General features: G+C 64.9%; 18 protein-coding genes, 2 tRNA genes and 1 pseudogene. 3 read left to right on the top strand and 18 right to left on the bottom strand.

Features of this window, described 5'->3' with window-relative positions; all coding sequences use genetic code 11:
• A partial coding sequence (locus tag IC66_RS0104175; RefSeq protein ID WP_038946740.1) for a cytochrome c occupies positions 1-224 on the top strand: 224 nt, incomplete at its 5' end.
• Between the two features lie 150 nt (positions 225-374).
• Here the strand turns inward: IC66_RS0104175 and IC66_RS0104170 are convergent.
• Positions 375-845, bottom strand: coding sequence for a type II toxin-antitoxin system RatA family toxin (locus IC66_RS0104170; RefSeq protein WP_028144690.1), 471 nt, complete (start codon positions 843-845; stop codon positions 375-377).
• A gap of 6 nt (positions 846-851) precedes the next feature.
• Positions 852-1,808, bottom strand: coding sequence for a lipoyl synthase (gene lipA, locus IC66_RS0104165; protein ID WP_028144691.1), 957 nt, complete (start codon positions 1,806-1,808; stop codon positions 852-854).
• A 130-nt stretch (positions 1,809-1,938) separates the two neighbouring features.
• Here lipA and IC66_RS0104160 point away from each other — a divergent pair, with 130 nt between their 5' ends.
• Positions 1,939-2,541: a DNA-3-methyladenine glycosylase gene (locus IC66_RS0104160; RefSeq protein ID WP_038946739.1), complete on the top strand. Its 603-nt coding sequence runs from the start codon at positions 1,939-1,941 to the stop codon at positions 2,539-2,541.
• Positions 2,542-2,546: 5 nt separating this feature from the next.
• Here IC66_RS0104160 and IC66_RS0104155 read toward each other — a convergent pair whose 3' ends face one another.
• The 11 genes from IC66_RS0104155 to IC66_RS0104105 all read right to left on the bottom strand — a co-directional run bounded on the left by IC66_RS0104155 (position 2,547) and on the right by IC66_RS0104105 (position 15,176).
• Positions 2,547-5,423, bottom strand: coding sequence for a valine--tRNA ligase (locus IC66_RS0104155; protein ID WP_038946738.1), 2,877 nt, complete (start codon positions 5,421-5,423; stop codon positions 2,547-2,549).
• A 126-nt stretch (positions 5,424-5,549) separates the two neighbouring features.
• The gene (locus IC66_RS0104150; protein ID WP_038946737.1) at positions 5,550-6,317 is read right to left on the bottom strand and encodes a PopZ family protein; all 768 of its coding nucleotides are present in this window, start codon (positions 6,315-6,317) and stop codon (positions 5,550-5,552) included.
• Positions 6,318-6,620: 303 nt separating this feature from the next.
• Positions 6,621-8,006, bottom strand: a complete 1,386-nt coding sequence (locus IC66_RS0104145; protein WP_028144695.1) for a TolC family outer membrane protein — start codon at positions 8,004-8,006, stop codon at positions 6,621-6,623.
• Positions 8,007-8,210: 204 nt separating this feature from the next.
• Positions 8,211-8,864 (bottom strand): protein-L-isoaspartate O-methyltransferase family protein, encoded by a 654-nt coding sequence (locus tag IC66_RS0104140; RefSeq protein WP_038946736.1) that lies wholly within the window; start codon positions 8,862-8,864, stop codon positions 8,211-8,213.
• Positions 8,865-9,001: 137 nt separating this feature from the next.
• Complete coding sequence (locus tag IC66_RS47570) at positions 9,002-9,175, bottom strand: hypothetical protein (protein ID WP_018320416.1); 174 nt, start codon at positions 9,173-9,175, stop codon at positions 9,002-9,004.
• Between the two features lie 214 nt (positions 9,176-9,389).
• A tRNA-Asn gene (locus IC66_RS0104130) sits at positions 9,390-9,464 on the bottom strand.
• Positions 9,465-9,600: 136 nt separating this feature from the next.
• Positions 9,601-9,969 carry a hypothetical protein gene (locus IC66_RS0104125; protein WP_028144697.1) on the bottom strand — a complete coding sequence of 123 codons (369 nt, stop codon included), beginning with the start codon at positions 9,967-9,969 and terminating at the stop codon, positions 9,601-9,603.
• Between the two features lie 206 nt (positions 9,970-10,175).
• The gene (locus tag IC66_RS0104120; protein WP_028144698.1) at positions 10,176-11,870 is read right to left on the bottom strand and encodes a flotillin family protein; all 1,695 of its coding nucleotides are present in this window, start codon (positions 11,868-11,870) and stop codon (positions 10,176-10,178) included.
• Between the two features lie 22 nt (positions 11,871-11,892).
• Positions 11,893-12,552: an OB-fold-containig protein gene (locus IC66_RS0104115; protein WP_028144699.1), complete on the bottom strand. Its 660-nt coding sequence runs from the start codon at positions 12,550-12,552 to the stop codon at positions 11,893-11,895.
• A gap of 10 nt (positions 12,553-12,562) precedes the next feature.
• On the bottom strand, positions 12,563-13,726 hold the full coding sequence (locus IC66_RS0104110; RefSeq protein WP_028144700.1) for a PspA/IM30 family protein: 1,164 nt from the start codon (positions 13,724-13,726) through the stop codon (positions 12,563-12,565).
• Between the two features lie 1,189 nt (positions 13,727-14,915).
• On the bottom strand, positions 14,916-15,176 hold the full coding sequence (locus tag IC66_RS0104105; RefSeq protein ID WP_015686208.1) for a hypothetical protein: 261 nt from the start codon (positions 15,174-15,176) through the stop codon (positions 14,916-14,918).
• Between the two features lie 261 nt (positions 15,177-15,437).
• Here IC66_RS0104105 and IC66_RS0104100 point away from each other — a divergent pair, with 261 nt between their 5' ends.
• Entirely contained in the window at positions 15,438-15,635 is a 198-nt protein-coding gene (locus tag IC66_RS0104100; RefSeq protein ID WP_028144701.1) for a hypothetical protein, read from the top strand.
• A 77-nt stretch (positions 15,636-15,712) separates the two neighbouring features.
• Here the strand turns inward: IC66_RS0104100 and IC66_RS47565 are convergent, their stop codons facing one another.
• The 5 genes and pseudogenes from IC66_RS47565 to IC66_RS0104075 form a co-directional block, all read right to left on the bottom strand.
• The gene (locus IC66_RS47565; RefSeq protein WP_162832223.1) at positions 15,713-15,859 is read right to left on the bottom strand and encodes a hypothetical protein; all 147 of its coding nucleotides are present in this window, start codon (positions 15,857-15,859) and stop codon (positions 15,713-15,715) included.
• 200 nt (positions 15,860-16,059) lie between these two features.
• A tRNA-Cys gene (locus IC66_RS0104090) sits at positions 16,060-16,133 on the bottom strand.
• 97 nt (positions 16,134-16,230) lie between these two features.
• Positions 16,231-16,818: pseudogene (locus IC66_RS0104085) on the bottom strand (ABC transporter ATP-binding protein); the annotation flags it as partial.
• 161 nt (positions 16,819-16,979) lie between these two features.
• Positions 16,980-17,696 carry an ABC transporter permease gene (locus IC66_RS0104080; RefSeq protein WP_028144703.1) on the bottom strand — a complete coding sequence of 239 codons (717 nt, stop codon included), beginning with the start codon at positions 17,694-17,696 and terminating at the stop codon, positions 16,980-16,982.
• 199 nt (positions 17,697-17,895) lie between these two features.
• A complete protein-coding gene (locus IC66_RS0104075; RefSeq protein WP_028144704.1) occupies positions 17,896-18,630 on the bottom strand; it encodes a tRNA-uridine aminocarboxypropyltransferase in 735 nt (244 codons plus the stop codon).
• Positions 18,631-18,632: the final 2 nt, after the last annotated feature.

Genomic DNA, 18,632 nt, shown 5'->3' with positions numbered 1-18,632 from the left:
CCTGCCATGGCAGCCTCGACAACAAGACCGGCAGCCCGTGGCTAGAGGGACAGTCCGAAGCCTACATGAAGGCGCAGCTTCACGCCTTCGCCTCCGGTGAACGGCGCAACGACATCAGCCAGCAGATGCGCAACATCGCCCGCGGAATGACGCCGCAGGAGATCGAGCAGGCCGCGGCGTACTACGCCTCGCAGCCGCCTGATGTGGTGAAGGCGGTGGATTGAGGATGGCTCTCGTGCCCCGGACGCAGCGCAGCTTCAGCGGTGCGCTGCAGAGCCGGGGCCCATCTCTCCGAGGCGTTCGGGCGGCGTGGGTCCCGGGCTCTGCGCAGCAACGCCGAGGGCGTTGCAGCGCGTCCGGGACACGAGAGTTACCTACGACGACGCCAGCTTCGGCCGGCCGTAGATCGCATCCGCGCGCTTTTCGAACGCGCTCGAAAACCGCGCGAAGGCGGCGTCGAACATCGAGCCCATCAGCAGCGCCAGCATGCGGCTCTTGAATTCGTAAGACAGGAAGAAACCGACGTCGCAAACGCCCTCACCTTTGGGCTCGAACGTCCAGCGGTTTTCCAGGTTGCTGAAAGGACCTTGGAGATATTCGACCAGGATCTTCTGATTGGCGCGGTCGAGGCTCACGCGGCTGGTGAAGGATTCCTTGACCAGCTTGAACGAGACCGTCATGTCGGCGACCAGCACCTCGGTGCCATCAGGCTTGGCCATGCGCTGGCGCACCTTCAGCGCGCTGCAGAGCGGCACGAATTCCGGGTAGCGCTCGACGTCGGCGACCAGATCGAACATCTCGGAGGCGCTGTGATTGACACGGCGCTTGCTCGAAAATTTGGGCATGGCGGTTCAGCGGGCGGTTGCGGCCCGCGCGGCCCTCAGTCTCGCAAAATCCTCGCCGGCATGATGCGACGAGCGGGTGAGCGGGCTCGCCGACACCATCAGGAAGCCCTTGGTGTAGGCGACCTTCTCGTAAGAGGCGAACTCGTCCGGCGGCACGTAGCGCATCACGGCGTGGTGCTTGCGGGTCGGCTGCAGGTACTGGCCGATGGTCAGGAAATCGACCTCGGCGGAGCGCAGATCGTCCATCACCTGCTGCACCTCGTGGCGCTCCTCGCCGAGGCCGACCATGATGCCGGACTTGGTGAAGATGGTGGGATCGAGCTCCTTGACCCGCTGCAACAGCCGGATCGAATGGAAATAGCGCGCGCCCGGCCGCACCGTGAGATAGCGCGACGGCACGGTCTCGAGATTGTGGTTGAAGACGTCGGGCTTGGCGGCAACGACCACCTCGAGCGCCCCCTCCTTGCGCAGGAAGTCCGGCGTCAGGATCTCGATCGTGGTCGAGGGGCACGCCGCCCGGATCGCGCGGATGGTCTGGGCAAAATGCTCGGCGCCGCCGTCAGCGAGATCGTCGCGGTCCACGGAGGTGATGACGACATGGGCAAGGCCGAGCTTGGCGGTCGCCTCGGCGACGTTCTCAGGCTCGGCTGCATCCAGCGCATTGGGCAGGCCGGTCTTGACGTTGCAGAAGGCGCAGGCGCGGGTGCAGGTGTCACCCATGATCATGAAGGTGGCGTGCTTTTTGTCCCAGCACTCGCCGATGTTCGGGCAGCCCGCTTCCTCGCACACCGTGTGCAGGCCGTTGGCGCGCACGATGTTGCGGGTCTCGCCGTAGCCGCGGGTATTGGGCGCGCGCACGCGGATCCAGTCCGGCTTCGGCGGCGAAGCGGAGTCAGGGCGATTCACCTTTTCGGGGTGGCGCGGGCGCAGCGGGTTCGTGATGGTATCGACAATAACGACCATGGGGTGTCCGGTCTGTTCAGGTCCTACCTAGTCGGTCTCGCCACGCATCGCAACCCGGCTCGCGCCGCTTCAGGGAACATGGCAGATATGGGCAATATCTTGCTCTGTTCTCAGGCGATTCTCACCTCGAATGGCTCCAGTATCGAAGACTTCCACACCGCGGCTCGGCAAGGTTCTGAAGCGGGCCTTTTTCAACCGCGACGTCCGCGAGGTCGCCCGGGACCTGATCGGTGCCACCATGCTGGTCGACGGCGTCGGCGGCCTCATTGTCGAGGTCGAGGCCTATCATCATACCGAGCCGGCGGCGCACTCCTACAACGGGCCGACGCCGCGGAACCAGGTGATGTTCGGCCCGCCCGGCTATGCCTATGTCTATCGCTCCTACGGCATCCACTGGTGCGTGAACTTCGTCTGCGAGGAGGAAGGCTCGGCCAGCGCCGTGCTGATCCGCGCGCTGGAGCCGACGCACGGGATCGCCGTCATGCGCCGCCGGCGTCACCTCCAGGATGCGCACGCGCTGTGCTCGGGTCCGGGCAAGCTGACCGAGGCGCTCGGCATCACCATCGCGCACAACACGCTGCCGCTGGACCGGTCTCCGATCGCGCTGCATGCGAGGACCGAGGAGTTGGAGGTGGTTGCCGGCATCCGGATCGGCATCACCAAGGCCGTCGAGCTGCCCTGGCGCTATGGCGTCAGGGGCTCGAAGTTTTTGAGCAAGCCGTTCCCGAAATAGCGTTCTCAGGACGCCTGCTTCAGCCGCTCCAGCGCCTCGAGCAGCTTGGCCTTGCGCGCCAGCGCGGTCTCGCGCTTTTCGCGCTCCTCCTCGACGACCTCCTCGGCCGCGTTGGCGACGAATTTTTCGTTCGCGAGCTTGGACTCGGCGCGCTTGATGTCGGCGTCGGCCTTGCCGATCTCCTTGTCGAGACGCGTGCGCTCGGCGGCGACGTCGATCACGCCCTTGAGCGGCAGCGCGGCCACCTCGCCGCGGACGAGCAGCTGAACCGCTCCGTCGGGCGCGCGATCGGCGAAGGAGATGTCCGACAGCCGCGCCATGCGCTTGATGACGTCGGTCCAGCGCGGCGCGCGCTCCCTGGTTTCGGCGGAAGCGCCGACGAGCACCAGCGCCGTCAGCGTCGCCGGCGGAATGTTCATCTCGGCACGCACCGAACGGATCTGCGTGATCAGGTCGATCACCCAGCCGATCTCGGCTTCCGCCTTGGGATCGGTGAAGTCCGCGTGGTCGAAGATCGGCATGACCAGCATCGGCGACATCAGCGGTTCGGTCGGTCCGGCCGCTGCGGCGAGGATTGCGAGCTGCTCCGGGGTCGGCTCGGCCGGCTTCAGCGGCCATTGCGCCAATGCGAGCAGACCGTCGCGCTTGGCCGTCACCTCCCACAGCTCTTCTGTGATGAAAGGCATGAAGGGGTGCAGCAGCTTCAGGATCTCGTCGCGCGCCCAGGCGACCATGGCGCGGGTCTCGTCCTTGGCGGGGCTGTCGGGGCCCAGCAGCACGGGCTTGGCGAGCTCGACATACCAGTCGCAATAGACGTTCCAGACGAAGCGATAGATCGCGCCGGCGGCATCGTTGAAGCGATAGGCCTCGATCGCCTCGGTCACCTCACGCGTGGTGTGCGCGCTCTCATGCGCGATCCAGCGGTTCAGCGTCTCCTTGGCCTTCGCCGGCTCGAAACCCTCGGGCACGGCGCAATGGTTCATCTCGGCGAACCGCGAAGCATTCCAGAGCTTGGTCGCGAAATTGCGGTAGCCTTCGACGCGGCTGGTCGCGAGCTTGATGTCGCGGCCCTGCGCCGCCATCGCGGCCAGCGTGAAGCGCAGCGCGTCGGCGCCGTATTCGTCGATCAAGTTGAGCGGATCGATGACGTTGCCCTTCGACTTCGACATCTTGGCGCCCTTCTCGTCGCGGACGAGGGCGTGGATGTAGATGGTCGAGAACGGCACCTCCTTCATGAAGTGCAGGCCCATCATCATCATGCGGGCGACCCAGAAGAAGATGATGTCGAAGCCGGTCACCAGCGCATTGGTCGGGTAATAGCGCTGCACCTCGGGCGCATCCTCGGGCCAGCCGAGCGTCGAGAACGGCCACAGCGCCGAGGAGAACCAGGTGTCGAGCACGTCCTCGTCGCGCGTGATGAAGCCCTCGCGCTTGTTGCGCTCGAGCGCCATCTCGCGGCCCTGCTCGGCCGTGATGACTTCCTGCTCGACGTAGTAGCCGAGCGCGTGGCTGACGGCCTCCTCCTCGGTCTCGGCGACGAACACCTTGCCATCGGGGCCGTACCAGGCCGGGATCTGATGGCCCCACCAGAGCTGGCGCGAGATGCACCAGGGCTGGATGTTCTCCATCCACTCGAAATAGGTCTTTTCCCAGTTTTTCGGCACGAACGACGTCTCGCCCGAACGCACCGCCGCGATCGCGGGCTTTGCCAGCGTCTTGGCGTCGACGTACCACTGGTCAGTCAAATACGGCTCGATCACGCTGTTGGAGCGATCGCCGTGCGGGACCATGTGGGTGTGCGGCTCGATCCGCTCGACGAAGCCGAACGATTCCAGCCGCTCGACGATGCGCTTGCGCGCGGCGAAGCGGTCGACCTTGTGGAATTCCTCGGCGAATTGTCCGGCGCCTTCCGGCAGGTCGCGCAGATAATCCTCGTTGTCGACGAGATCGAGACAGCCTTCCCTGTCGATCACGCTGATCCGGCGCAGGCCGTGGCGATTGCCGACCTCGAAGTCGTTGAAGTCGTGCGCCGGCGTCACCTTGACCGCGCCCGAGCCCTTCTCGGGATCGGAATAATCGTCGGCGACGATCGCGATCTTGCGGCCGACCAGCGGCAGGATCACGTTCTTGCCGACCAGCTTCAGGTAGCGCTCGTCCTCGGGATGCACGGCAACGCCGGTATCGCCGAGCATGGTCTCGGGGCGCGTGGTGGCGACGACGATGAAGCTCGAGGGATCCTCAGGGCTGAATGTCTTGCCCTCGATCGGATAGCGCAGATACCAGAGATGGCCCTTCACCTCGGTCTGCTGCACTTCGAGATCGGAGATCGCGGTCAGCAGCTTGGTGTCCCAGTTCACCAGCCGCTTGTCCTTGTAGATCAGGCCGTCGCGGTGCAGCTCGACGAACACCTTGATGACGGCCTTCGACAGGCCCTCGTCCATGGTGAAGCGTTCGCGCGACCAGTCGCAGGAGGCGCCGAGCCGCTTGAGCTGGTTGATGATGGTGTCGCCGCTCTCGGCCTTCCACTGCCAGACCCGCTCCAGGAATTTCTCGCGGCCCATCTCGCGGCGGCCGGGCTGCTGGCGCTCCATCAGTTGCCGCTCGACCACCATCTGGGTGGCGATGCCGGCATGGTCCGTGCCGGGCTGCCACAGCACGTCGCGGCCGCGCATGCGCTCGAACCGGCACAGGATGTCCTGCAGCGTGTTGTTGAGGGCGTGGCCCATGTGCAGCGAGCCCGTCACGTTCGGCGGCGGGATCACGATGGTAAAGGGCACGGCGTCGCGGCGGTCGGGGCGGCCGGCCTTGAAGGCAAGGCTGTCCTCCCACACCACGGACATGCGGGCTTCGATATCGGCGGGCTGGTAATTTTTCTCGATCATGGGGCTGTTAGAAAGCCGCGTGTGCGGGTCAAGTCAACGGGAAGCTCAGCGGCAAAGGCTTTCCAGCCCGGTCCGCAGACCGAATATGCCACAGGAGCAGGGCTTTATCGGGGCCGCACGACCGTCTCAGCGGCCACCGCGCGAGACCCGCTCGATTTCGGCCTTCACGATGCGTTCAACGAGCCCCGGCAAATTGTCGTCGAGCCAGGATTTCAGCATCGGACGCAGCATCTCCTTGACCAGATCCTCCAGCGTCCGTGCATTGCTGCTGAGCACCGTATGGGCCAGGGAGTTGAAGGCGGATTCGACCGCCGAGACCGTCGACTGCGCGAGCATGGGCTGCTGCGGCGGCAGCGGCGGGGCATCGAAGTCCACCGGCGCGTAGGACGGCGGCGGGGTCGGACGCGGCGGCGGCGATTCGGCGAATTCGAGGTCGTCGCGCGGCTCGACCTTGCGGAAGCTCGGCGGCGGCGGAGGCGGCGTCGGGTCCATCGCCATCTCGTCGGTCAATTCGAGCACGTCGGGCTCAGGCTCGGGCTCCGGCTCAGGCTCGCGGACCTCCGGCGCAGGTGTTGCCGCATCGAGCCCCGCCAGCAGCGCGTCGATATCGTCCTGGTTATTGGATGCATCCGCCGCAGGTGCAGGCGGTGGGGCCGGTGCTGGCTTTGCGGCAGGGGGTGGCGCGGGCTTTTCAGCGGCAGGCTTGGCAGGGGCAACCTTGGAGGGCGGAATGTCGTTCATCGCCTGCGGCTTGGGTGCGGGCGCTGCAGGAGCTGGCGCCGGCTTTGCAGCCTCAGCCGGCGGCGGCTTGGCCTCATCGTCGGCAATGATGCGCCGGATCGAGGCCAGAATCTCCTCCATCGAGGGTTCTGTGACCTTTGCAGGCTGCGTCATCTCCGACTCCACATCATCAACGCCCTCGCATGCGTTGTTTTACACCAAGCACGACAGGATTGGCCGGTTCCGGATGGGTGGCCCGACATTTTCGTCGCGGCAGCCCGACTTGTCCCCAGATCACGGCTCAACGTGCAGCGGTGCGCCCCTGCCCCCGGCACTCAAGCTTTACGCATACGGCATCACTGCGAGGCGAATCGACCCGCATCGTCTTGGAAAGGCTATGTCAGGGATTTTGGTGATTGCAAGCAAAGCGCCGGTCGGCCTCGGCAATTCACGAGGCCGACCGGACGAGTACGGGAATCAGCGCCCGTCAGGCGTACGCACGCCGGCCCAGCTATCGCGGACCTGATGGTAGTGAACGCTAGGATCATAAACCGTCGTCCCAAGGCCGAGGACCTGCGGCGCCAGACGGCCGACGGCGGCGAGGACGTTGTACGATGCGACGACACGGTCGTGCTGCGCGGTCACGAGCGCGACGCGCGCATTGACCAGCGCTTGCTGCGCGTTGAGCACGTCGAGCGTGGTGCGCTGACCGGCCTTTGCCTCTTCACGCACGCCGTTCAGCGCGATCTCGGACGCCGTCACCTGCGCTTGCGCCGATTGCACCTGCGCCTTGCCGGCCTGCAGCGAACCCCACCACTGCACGACGGTCGCGCGGGTCTGATCCCGCGTGTTTTCGAGGTTGAGACGTTGCTGCGCCAGGTTTTCCTTGGACTGGCGGATCAGCGAATATTCGGAACCACCCTGATAGATCGGCACCGAGATCTGCGCGAGCGCGGAAGCGCTGAGCGAGCGGTACTGAATCAAAGATTGTTCGTAGGCCTGGGTCACGCCCGCCTGCAGGGTGACCGTGGGCAGCAGAGCGCCCTCGGCAACCTTGACCTGCAAGAAATTGACGTCAATGCCGAACATCGCGGCCGTGACGTTCGGATGCTCGACGAGGCCGAGCTCGACCGCGGCAGCGAGCGTCGCAGGCAGGAAGCGATCCACCGGCGAGCCGGGTGCCAGATTCGTCGGCTCGTTGCCGATGATGCGACGGAAGTTCGCGCGCGTCGTGGTGAGATTTGCTTCCGCGGTCAGGGCCTGCGTCCTGCCAGCCGCCAGCTGTGCTTCCGATTGCGCAACGTCGGTGCGCGTCACCTCGCCGACATTGAAGCGATCACGGGTCTGCTTGAGCGTCTGCTCGAGCACGCGCACGTTGCTGCGCTGGACTTCGAGCGTCGCCGCGTCGCGCAGATAGTCCATGTAGGTCGTGGCGGCCTGGAGCAGCACGGTTTGATCGAGGCTGCGCAACGCTTCGCGGGAGCCGGAAACCTGACTCTCCGCGGCGCGCGTTCTGTTGGCGGTCTGGTTGCCGTTGTAGAGCGTCTGGGTGGCAGTCAGTCCCACGCTTCGGGGATAGCCCTTACCGTTAATCGGATCGCTGTTGGTGGCACTTTTGAAGTCCGAGTACTGAATGCCCCCGCTCGCCGTCAGCGAGACCTTCGGGCGATATCCCGACAGCGCCTGCGGCACGTTTTCATCGGTCGAGCGCACCTGGGCGCGCTGTGCGTTGAGCTGTGGATTGTTCTGATAGGCGCGCACCAGCGCGGACTCGATCGTGTCCGCCAAGGCAGGCGTCGGCCCGGCAAGCGCGAGCAGCAGGACCGAAACCGCAGCTCCGGTGAAGAGCTTCACCCCATGCATCCCAAAAATTCCGTTCATTCTAACGCCCGGCTCGTGCCCGCGAGCTGGGTTACCGTCTACGAGTGGAGTCGTTGCCCCGCCGCAACATAAGACGCGGTCAAGCGCGACGGAACTACCTGAGGGTAGTTCTCGGTGGAAACTCTTCACGTGCAGCATCCCGGCCACACTTCTGATTCAGAACGGGATTTTATCGCGTTTTGGGCGTCAGAAGACGAAGGCGGCCGCCCGCTCCAGCCCGGGAAGGACCGGAGCGGCAGCGTCGAACAGGGCCCGATGGCCGAATTCACCATGGGTATGGGTCACGATTATGGCGCGCGGCGGCCTGGATTCGGCCGACACCCCCACCAGACGCCCGCCCTCCTTCAGCTGCCCGAGCAGCGCTTCCGGGGTCACCTCAGTCGCGCCATTGAGGATGATCACGTCATAGGGAGCGGCGGACGGATCGCCGTCGGCGCAGGCCGCAGCCTTGCAGGTGACGTTGGCAAGGTTCAGGGCGGCCTTGGCTTTCGCGGCCAAAGCCGAATCGCATTCGGTGGCGGTGACCTGGCCGGCCAGCTTGGCGGTCAGCGCGGCGAGGTAACCCGTGGCGCAACCGACCACCAGCACGTTGTCGCCCTCGCCGATCTCGGCGGCCTGGAGCAGCTTGCCGGTCAGCTGCGGCTTGATCAGGAACCGCTTGGCAGCGCCTTCGCTCACGTCGAGATCGAGATCGAGATAGGCCAGCGCCTGCCGGTCGGCCGGCACGAAGGCCTCGCGTGGAACCGTGAGCATGGCATCGAGAACACGACGATCGGTGACGTCATTGGTGCGCACCTGGCCATCGACCATTTTGAGGCGCGCGGTCGAGAAACCGGACATTTGCGGACCCTGCAAGGCGGACGATGCCGCGGACGAAATTCGCGGCATCTTTGGAGCATGCACGGCCAAAACGCAACACGGCCGTTAGCCTGCGCAGCTAGGGCATCCGCATGTTACCGCATCAGGGTCGGGACGGATTATTCGATGGCCACCGCGAGGCGGCCGATGAGAGCGGCGACTTCGTCCAGCCGCGCCGAATCGGGCGTCTCGACCGCACGCGCCAGACAGGCGAGGCATTCGTCGTCGCTGAGCTCGGGAATGTCGGCCGGCAGAATCGAGGGGGCCATATGGTCGACCTGGATGTCTGGCATGGGAATCAGCTCCGTTGAGATCCGGCAAACCCGAGGCTCGATTTCAATTGAGTCGATTTGGCGCCACCCGCATGGCGTGACGGCGCCCGTGCACACATCTGCTTGAGGATGATTCCGGGCAAGAATCTATGGATGCGCGGCTCAGAGAGCAAGACAACGACGTCGCGCGCTACATGAGGGCGCGGCCATAAATCATTGAATCTGCGGCAGAATTTGGCTCCCCGGGCTGGATTCGAACCAGCGACCATCCGATTAACAGTCGGATGCTCTACCGCTGAGCTACCGAGGAAAAGGCGAACCAGTCGTTCGCGCGCGGCTGCGTATAACAAAGCCGCTTGCGCTTGCAAAGGACGAATTCGTCATCATCCGCAATGCGCCGGAGGAAGGCTGGGACGCCCCCTCCTCCGGGCCGTGTCGGCCAAACGCTACTCGGCGAGGAACGAGGTGGTCTTGGTGCCGGGATCGTAGCGCAGCCGAAGCGCGGTCATCTTGCAGAGGTTGACGTTTTTCCAGAGCACGGCTTCGTCGTAGTTCTGCCAGTCGACGCGGATGTTCCAGACGCAGCCCTCGTCGTCCTCGTCGAACTCGACATAGGTGCTGGCCTGGTTCTGCAAAACCTTCTCGAGTTCATTGTCCCATTCGTCCAGGCCATCGTCCGGCGCGTTGAAGCCCAGGAATTTGATGGCATAGCCGGTCTCGTTGACGACGGTGACGTTGCGGGCATCGGCCGCGAACGAGGGCATGGCGGCGATCGAAAGGCCGATCGCGATCAGTCCAGACAGAAAATATTTCATATGAAATTCCCCGATCGAAACAGGCTTCAGCGCCTGGCGTCGATCGGCGCAGGCGCCGCGGCAACCAATGTCGTTGCCTTGGAAGGTTCGTCCGGAGTGCGATCGAAAGGTTCAAGACGATCGATCGTCACTCCGGCACGTTGCGCGACGCGAGACGCGCTCAGCCTGTTTATCGATTCGAATTCTCCGCAGCAATGAACGGGCATTCATAGATCGGCGGTGTTCGTCTTCTCCGGTGCCGGAGCCGGCACGGCGGCGCCGTTGCTCTTCCCCGTCACGGCGCCGACCAGCGCCTTCACGGGATCGTCGTCGGGCGCAAAGCCGCTCTGGCGCAGGATCTCGTCGATCATCGGACGCAGCGCATGCACCTTGAGGAGTTCGCCGGCGAGTCCCTCGCCGAAGCCGACATTGCCTCCACCGGCGCCGTTGCCGCCGAAGGCGCCGCCGGTGTGCAGGATACGGACGTCCTTGAGGTTGGCGATCGGCTTGACCATCTCGGCCAGCGCCGACGGCATCGTCTCGATCCGCTTCTTGGCGATCTCGAAGTCGATGACGTTGCTGCCGAGCTTGTTCTGCGCCTCGTTCTTCATGGTGATGACGGCAGCTTCCGCCTCACCGATGTTGCGCACGCCGACGGCCTTGATCTTGTTGGACTCGGCTTCGGCCGTGGCCAGCGTCTTCACGGCCTCGGCGCGATCGAGCGAGGCCTTCTTCTCGGCTTCGGCCGCGACGATCAGCTCCGTCGATTTGCGCTCGGCCTCGGTCCGCGCGGCCAGCACCTGGGTGAGACGGGCGCGATCGGCGACCTCGACCGCGCGTGCGGTCACGACTTTTTCCTCCGCGGAGACCGCGATCGCTTCGGCGGTCTTGGCCTCGGCGACGGCTTCAGAGGTCTGCTTGCTCTTGGAGGCGATCTGGATCTCGTTCTCCTGGGTCGCGATCTGGATCTCGCGCTGGGCGTCGGTCTTGCGCTTGTTGATCGCCAGATCCGATTCGATCACCGCGGTTTCCTTGACCTGCTTGGCGCCGGCTTCCTTCTCGGCAACGGCACGGTCGGTATCGATGCGGGCATTCTCCTCGGTCAGGCGCGCGGTCTGCGTCGCGGTTGCGACCTCGGCGCGGGTGCTCGCGGTCTTGTTGGCGATGTCGCGCTCCTGCGACAGCTCGGCTTCCTTCTTGGTGCGCTCGATGCCGAGGGTCTGCTGCCGCGCCTCGAGGTCCTTCTGGGCGATCGCCACCTCGTTGTCGCGCACGATGGCGTTGCGGTCGCGCCGGCGCGTCTCGGTGACGGTCTTGAGCTGGGTGAGACCTTCGGCGTCGAAGAAGTTCTCCGGGTTGAAGAACTTGACGTCGGTCTGGTCGAGTTTTGTCAATGACACCGATTCGAGCTCGAGGCCGTTCGACTTGACGTCGGACTCGACCGTGGCCTGCACGTGCTTGACGAAATCGCTGCGCTTTTCCTGCAGCTCCAAAATGGACATGGTCGCCGCCACCGAGCGCAGGCCGTCGACGAATTTCGCCTCGACCTGGTTGCGCAGGGCCTCGGCGTCATTGGTCAGCGCGCCCAGCGTCTGGCTTGCAAGCGCGATACTCTCATCGTCGGGACGGACGCGCACGTAGAATTCGGCGACGATGTCGACGCGCAGCCGGTCCTTGGTGATGAGGGATTCCCGCTCCTTGCGTTCCACGGTGAGCCGCAGCGTCTTCAGATTGACGCTGGCATAGGAGTGGAAGATCGGCAGGATCATGGCGCCGCCGTCCAGCACGACCTTCTTGCCGCCGAGGCCGGTGCGCACGAAAGCCTCGTCGCGGGTGGCGCGCTTGTAGAGGATGGTGAAGACGATCCCCAGGACGACGATCAGCGCGACGCCGATCATGGCCGGGACTGCGATGTCGAACATGATGTTCTCCGATGATGACTTGCTAGCTGTTTAGAGTGGGCTTGGAAGGTTTGAGTTCATCGTCGGCCTTGACCGCCACGAAGCGGGTGCCGTCGCGGTCGACCAGCAGGACCATGGTTCCCTGTGGCAGGGGCGATGACGCCGGCGCCGCAACCGCCCAGACGAAATGGCGGTTGCCGTGGACGTCGGCGACGCTGACGCGCCCGGGCGGCCCCTGGTCGAGCGGGCCGATGACGACCTCACCGATGCGGCCGACGAGATCCCCGAGGCCAACGGCATAGCTTTCATCCCTGGGAATGGCCCGCGCGATCGCCCTGCTGGCAGCGCGGACCAGCGGAACCGAGACCGCGACGGCCCCGACCGAGGCGAGCGTTGCCGGCAAGGGCCCCGCAACCATTCGCGCGATGTCCTGGATCAGGAAGCCGGTGATGGAGAAGGCGCCGAGCAGCAGCAGCAGGAAGATCAGAAGCGGCACGCCGCCGACATTGATCCAGGAAATGGCGTTGATCACGCCATTGTCGCTGGGGTGAGCGAAATCGATGTTGGTGCCGAGCATTTCGCTCAAGGAAGCCCCGACCAGCATCGAGACCACTTCGATCGAGCCGACGATGAGGATCATGGCCGCCGCGATCGCGAACGGCCTGACCTCCGGCGACATGACGTGTTCGAGCAGAGCGCTCATGACACGGTACTCAGGAGCGCGACTTCAATCGCGCGAGCCTCGCCGCAATTTCCTTGTCGCGATGCAGCGTGCTGAGCTCGTCGATGTCGCTCGAATAGGGAATACCCGGCGGCACGCCGGTGGCGCGTGCCACCGCCCTGCCCGCCCGCAGCGCCTTCGCTGCCGCAGAGCCGCCGCCCTGTTTTCGGGATGACGTCGAGGCCTGATGGATTACCGCCGCCTCGCTCTTTTCGAGATCGGCACGGCGCTGCTCGGCGTCCTGGAGCGCAGACAGCACCGCGCGCAGCGAGGTGATGCATTGCTCGATCTTCTCGTTGTTCTCGTCGATGGCCCGGGAGAGCACATCGAACTGCGCCTCCAGATCCATCTGCCGCGCGATGCCGGCGCGGGCGAGATCGTCGCGGCTGTCAGCGATCGCGCCCTCGATCTTGGGGGCGAGATCGGCCATCTCGCGTTCGATCTCGGTACGGCGCGCGTTGAGGCGATACTCCTCGGCACGCGCAGCGGCCAGCCCGTCGCGCGCTTCGCTCTCGGCCCGCTCGATCTCGCGGATGGCCTGCCCGACCACTTTCAGCTTGTTCTTGCCTTCCGCCTGCTCGATCGCGTCATAGGCGATCCCGGCGATCAGGCGCCCGACCCGGGACAGGAAGTTTTCGGGAGCGGCAGCGATGGTATCCATGGCGTTCTCCTCCTCTGGCAGATTGTTCGGCGTGACGCCGTAGTGAACTTCAAAGCCGTCGTCGGTGCGGATGAGGCGCGCGGGCACGCTTTGCCCCCAGCCCTCGGCATAGCCGGCATAGTCGAAGGGCACGCTGAAGCGTCCCTCGACGGTCGCAATCGAGATGGTGGCCGGCCCCTTGATCTTGGCGAGCTTGTCGTCGAGCGGCAGACGGCGGCCCTGTGCCGCGCGATACTCGGCGCGGTCACGCAGGCCCAGCGTCACCAGGCGCGAAGGCAGCGCGGTCTGTTTGCGGATCGGGTCATAGGCGTGGGCATGCAGCAGGACGACATTGGAGCCGACATTGTGGCTCCGCGCGACCTCATCGAGGATCTCCATCATGCGGTCATAAGCCCTGAACGTCGCCTCCAGCGCGGCCTTGGCGGCCGAATCAGGGGCAAGCCTGTAACGCAGCGCGGACGGCGCGTTTCGGGGCGACTGGCTCATGGAAAGCACTAAAGCACCATTTTGGTGCTTTAGAAAGAGGAGGCGCAATCACGTTTCCCTGACCCTCATGCACGCTACTTATTAGTCGTTGTGCCAGGGACCCACGTTCAAGCCGGGCGTTCACCCCTAGATCACACCCGATCAAGACTTCTTGCACGCGCGGGTTGCAATTTGAAACGAAATGCAGGGAGGGTTCGGCAAGCCGGTTGCGGCTCGCGCAGCCTTCGTGTCCCGGACAAGCTGCAGCCGTCAGCGTTGCGGCGCAGAGCCGGGCCCCGGGAAGCCGCGCACCTTGCTGATGCATGGGTCCCGGCTCTGCAGCGCACCGTCGAACCGGACGATGCTTCGCATCGCCGGGGAGACGCTGCGCAGCGTCCGGGGCACGCGAGACTAAGCGCTCCCCCACGCAACGCCTCGCTCCACCAACTTGCAATGTGTAACGCAGACACAGATCCGCATCCTCGCGGCTCACTCTGCCCGAGCTTTGCTCATCTCATCGCCCTCTTTGTCAGAGGGCGCAGGGAAGACCGGGTGCCGGCTGGCACCCGCGGTCCACTGTGCGAAACCTGCGTGACAAGAAGCTGCACAGCGGCATACAGGTGTAGCCAGGACAACCCGGCCTTCCCTGCGCAGTGGTTTGACGGCTTATGTCGTGCTCTCCCCGGGGAGCGTTGCACTATCGCCCCCGTCGCCTTGCGGATGGCTGATGCGCTTGCCCGGTTGAGCAATACACATCACCGCAAGACTTGGCGCACAGACCCCGGGCGCCAGGACGACACGATTTTGCCGTACGCCGATCACACCGGTCGTGTGCGCGAGGTCTTTGCTCACGGCGCTCCGCCCTGCAAAACCCTTCGCGCCGATGTGACCCACGTCCACCGCAGCTCACCCCACGTTTCGTGACGATCGCGATACGCCCCTCTGACCGGGGTGAGGTGGCGGGACAATGCGACAAAGCCGAAATTCTGTAAAGGCGAATATTTTCGCCTGCGCGTCTTGCCCCACGGCTAGCGTGTTTTGCCCGTCGGGCAGCGCAACCGCTTGTAGGCTAGGAGCCGGATTGCGCTGCGATCCCATCCGGGTGACGGGAGCTGCGGCCCCCGTTGATCCACAGGCTGTCCGCAGCATATCCACAGGACCGCCATCGCGAATTCGTCAGCCGGCGCGAGCCACTTGCTGCGCACAAATCCACAGGTCCTCAGCCGCCGGCCTGATCGAACACGCTGCGGCAGGCTTCGCTCAGGCTCGAGCGGTTGCGCCGCAGGCACGCCGTGATGGCGCGGACGTTGGGGATTTCGCCGGCGCAGAGCCGGTAGACGTCGGGCGTGCAGGCCCGGCGCTGTTCGGCTGTCCCCTGCGCGTGGGCGGCGGAAGCAAACAGCGTCAGGAACAGCCCGACCGTGGAGGCGCGGCGCGCCCGGCTCTTCACACCCGCAAACCGCAAGAACCTCGCCTTCATGACCAGTCTCCCGTTCCGCCGTGCCCGCTCCAGCCTGCATCGGGCCGGTATGCGAAGGGGTAGGAGAAATAAACCGCCGAGGATGTGATCTCTTTCACATTGCCGGCGCGGCGGAGGAACCTAGAGTTTCCCAGGGGATTTTTTACAAACCGCTAACCAATCGGGACCCGATCGCCGGATCGTTAAAATGCGAACGATCCGCTCAACCGGGTAACAAACCGGCTTTGCGACATTGCGCCGTCCGCGTTCTGCGAGGGTGCGATGAGAAGCGAAGCCGAATTCAACTTGTTGCTGGATGCCGTCCGGGACGCCATGGTCATTGAAGACTTTGCTCCCGCGCCGGAGGAGGAGTTCGTGCCCCGCTCGTGGAGTTTTGACGCGACGCCCAAAGCCGCCAATGACAACGAGGGCGCCTGGCCCCTCCTGCCGTTCCCCGACGGATGGTACGCAGCCTGCTGAGGGCTGCTTTCACGGTGAGCCGTAGCGCCCGCTTTCGCGGGCGTTTTGCCGTCGCCGGAAATCGGGTGGCGCGCCGATCAGGTCTTGACGCGTTCCTCGCCATCCTGCGGCGCCCGGTCGGGTGCGGCCGATGGAAAGATGCTGTCATAGATCGCACGGGCCTCGCGGATGAGGCGGGCCCGCTCCAGCTCGGATTTCGGGACAAATCGGACGATGTCGCCCACGGGTGCTCCAGCGCTCGTTGATGTCGGTCGCATCACTTCGCAGATGCGAAGTCTATGCCAACGGGCGTGAATCGGGGGTTCCAGCGAGCTCCGGACAAACCCGGTGATCGATCCGCCTCTCACGTCGGCAGAACGTTGCGCGCAGCATCAGCGGCGCCGGCGGCGAAATCGAATTATGCTGGGAGATCAGAGGGATATGATGGAGGCCACGACCAGAATTGAACTGGTGTACACGGTTTTGCAGACCGTTGCGTAACCACTCCGCCACGTGGCCCCGTAAGGCCGGAGCAATATAGGGGATGAAGGGTTTAGGCAACCGCCTTCGTCCGATTTTGGCTGGAGGCCGCCCCGTCAGGGGGACCTTCGAACCGCTACGCCTTCTTCCCGCCGGACCCCGCCAGATATTGCGCGAGAATCGTATCGGTTGCGCCGGCCGCGATGATCTTCCCCTGCTCCAGCAGGATCGCCCGGTTGCAGGTGCTCTGGATCAGCTCGATGTCATGCGAGGCGAGCACCAGGATCTCATCCAATCGCTGCCGCGCCTTCTTGCGGAATTGCTGGTCGCCGACGCCGATCCATTCGTCGAGCAGCACGATCTCGCCCTCGACCGCGGTTGCGACCGCGAAGATCAGGCGCAGCATCATGCCGCTGGAATAGGTGCGCAGCGGCAGGTCGAGCCGGTCGCCGAGCTCGGTGAACTCGGCAATCTCCGCCCGCCGCGCGTCGATCTCGGCGCGGCGCGCGCCGATCACGAGCCCGCGCCGCATGATGTTCTCGTAACCGGTCGCTTCCTCGTCGAAGCCGGCCTGCAAATCGAACAGCGACAGGCAGCGGCCGCGCACGTCGATGCTGCCCGCCGTCGGATGATAGATGCCGGCGAGAACCCGCAGCAGCGTGGTCTTGCCGGCACCATTGGCGCCGATGATGGCGAGGCGGTCGCCGGCGCGGATATCGAGGCTGACCTCGTTCAATGCCTTGACGAGGTGCGAGACCGCCGCCTTCCGGCGCAGCGTCACGGCGCCGACGAACCGGCTGCGCAGCGAGCGGTCGCGAAACGACAGCACCGGAAACGTGACCGAGACGTCGCGTAGCACGATGTGGGCCGTGGTGGTCATGCGCATCACAGCCAATACGCCACGCGATGGCGGTATTTTGCGTAGCAGCCGAGGCCGATGACGGCCACGACGATCGCATAGAGGGCCCCTAACAGCCATTGCTCCGCATCGGTCGGCTGCGACAACAGAGGCCGCCGCACCAGATCGAGCAGCGTCGCGAACGGATTGACCCGCGTCAGCCAGTGAAACGCGGTGCCGCGCGCGCTGTCCTCGGTCCAGATGATCGGCGTGAGAAAGAAGACGAATTGCAGGCCGCTGACGATCGCCGAACCAATGTCGCGAAAACGCGCGCAGAGCATGCCGAGTGCGACCGAGCCGCCGAGCAGCGCGAGGAACAGGATCGCAAACCCGGGCAGCGCGAGCAGCATGCTCCAGTGCAGCGGCCAGGGCATCACGACATAGAGCAGCACGACGATCACCAAATGATGCGCGAAGATGAGGACGTTGCGCGCGATCATCTGGAGGATATGAACGATCAGCGGCGCCGGCACCGCCTTGATGAGATGGCCGGACGCCACGAAGATGTTGGAGCCCTCCTGGAGCGTCGTGGCGATCAGGGTCCAGACGATCAGGCCGACCGCGAAGGACGGCAGGAAGGTGGCGATGTCCTGCCTGAACAGCGCCGCATAGACGGTGCCGACACTTGCGATCGTCGCGGCCAGCGTCAGCGTGATCCAGAGCGGGCCGATCACGGTCCTGCGGTAGCGCAGCGAAATGTCCATCAGCGCGAGCGTGCCCCAACGATCGGGCCGCGCCGCCTGTGCCAGAATTTCCTTTGCTGCGAGCTGAATACGACTGCCCCTCAGGTTCTCGCTCTCCGATGCCGCAACAGGAGAGCAGATCGAAACCGGTGTCGGCCGATCGTCTCTAGACGCCCGGCCCTCGCGGTGCAATCGACCGTACAGATGAACTAGGCCGAAGTCAGGCTCGTTTGCGCCGCCGGAAGTCGCGCCGGCCCTTCGGGGCAGGCTTGGGCGCCAATTCCGGCATCTCGGCCTGGACCTCGCGGTAGCGTGTTAACAGGCGTTCAAAGCTCGCATTCAGCGTCTCGGCGATGTCAGGACGCCGCTCGAGCCCGGCGAGAATCGTCGCCGCAGCCTCGATCGTGGAGAGCCCGTCCTTGCGCGGCTCCTTGCGCAGACGCCCATAGCGCGAGGGATGCGCCGGGTTGAGGATCACGCGCTGGCATTTGAGCATCCAGGGATTGCGCCACCACAGCGCCTTGGCCTGGCTCCAGGTGCCGTCGAGCAGCACGATTCCTTCGAGCTTGCCGAGGATTCCGCGCTGGTTCTCCGCGACCTCGCCCTTGCGGTTGAGCGCGACGATCTCGCCTTCCGCTTCGAGATCGGCGGCGCGGGCCGAGCCGAGATAGAGCACGGCCCAATGCGAGGCGTTCTCGACCGGCCGTCCCAGCGCCTTGGACAGGCTCGGCCAGGACAGGCCGACCCGCACCGTGGCATCGGCAAAATGCCGGGCCAGCAGCCGCGCGGTGCCGAGCGCCCTGTCCTGCTCCTGCGGATGCTGCAGGATCAGGAGCCCGAGGCGGCTCTTTTCAATCGGCGTGACGCTGTCGCAGATGCACAGCGGCATCGGCTTCTGGCAATGCGGGCACTCGGGGATCGGATCGGCGGCGGCAATATCTGGCGGGTTCGACATGG

Origin of the sequence: Bradyrhizobium genomosp. III, assembly GCF_000261705.1 — a bacterium.
GTDB classification, from domain to species: Bacteria; Pseudomonadota; Alphaproteobacteria; order Rhizobiales; family Xanthobacteraceae; genus Bradyrhizobium; species Bradyrhizobium ottawaense.
The sequence above is the reverse complement of the archived record's forward strand: the minus strand, read 5'-3'. Positions and strand labels throughout refer to the sequence as shown.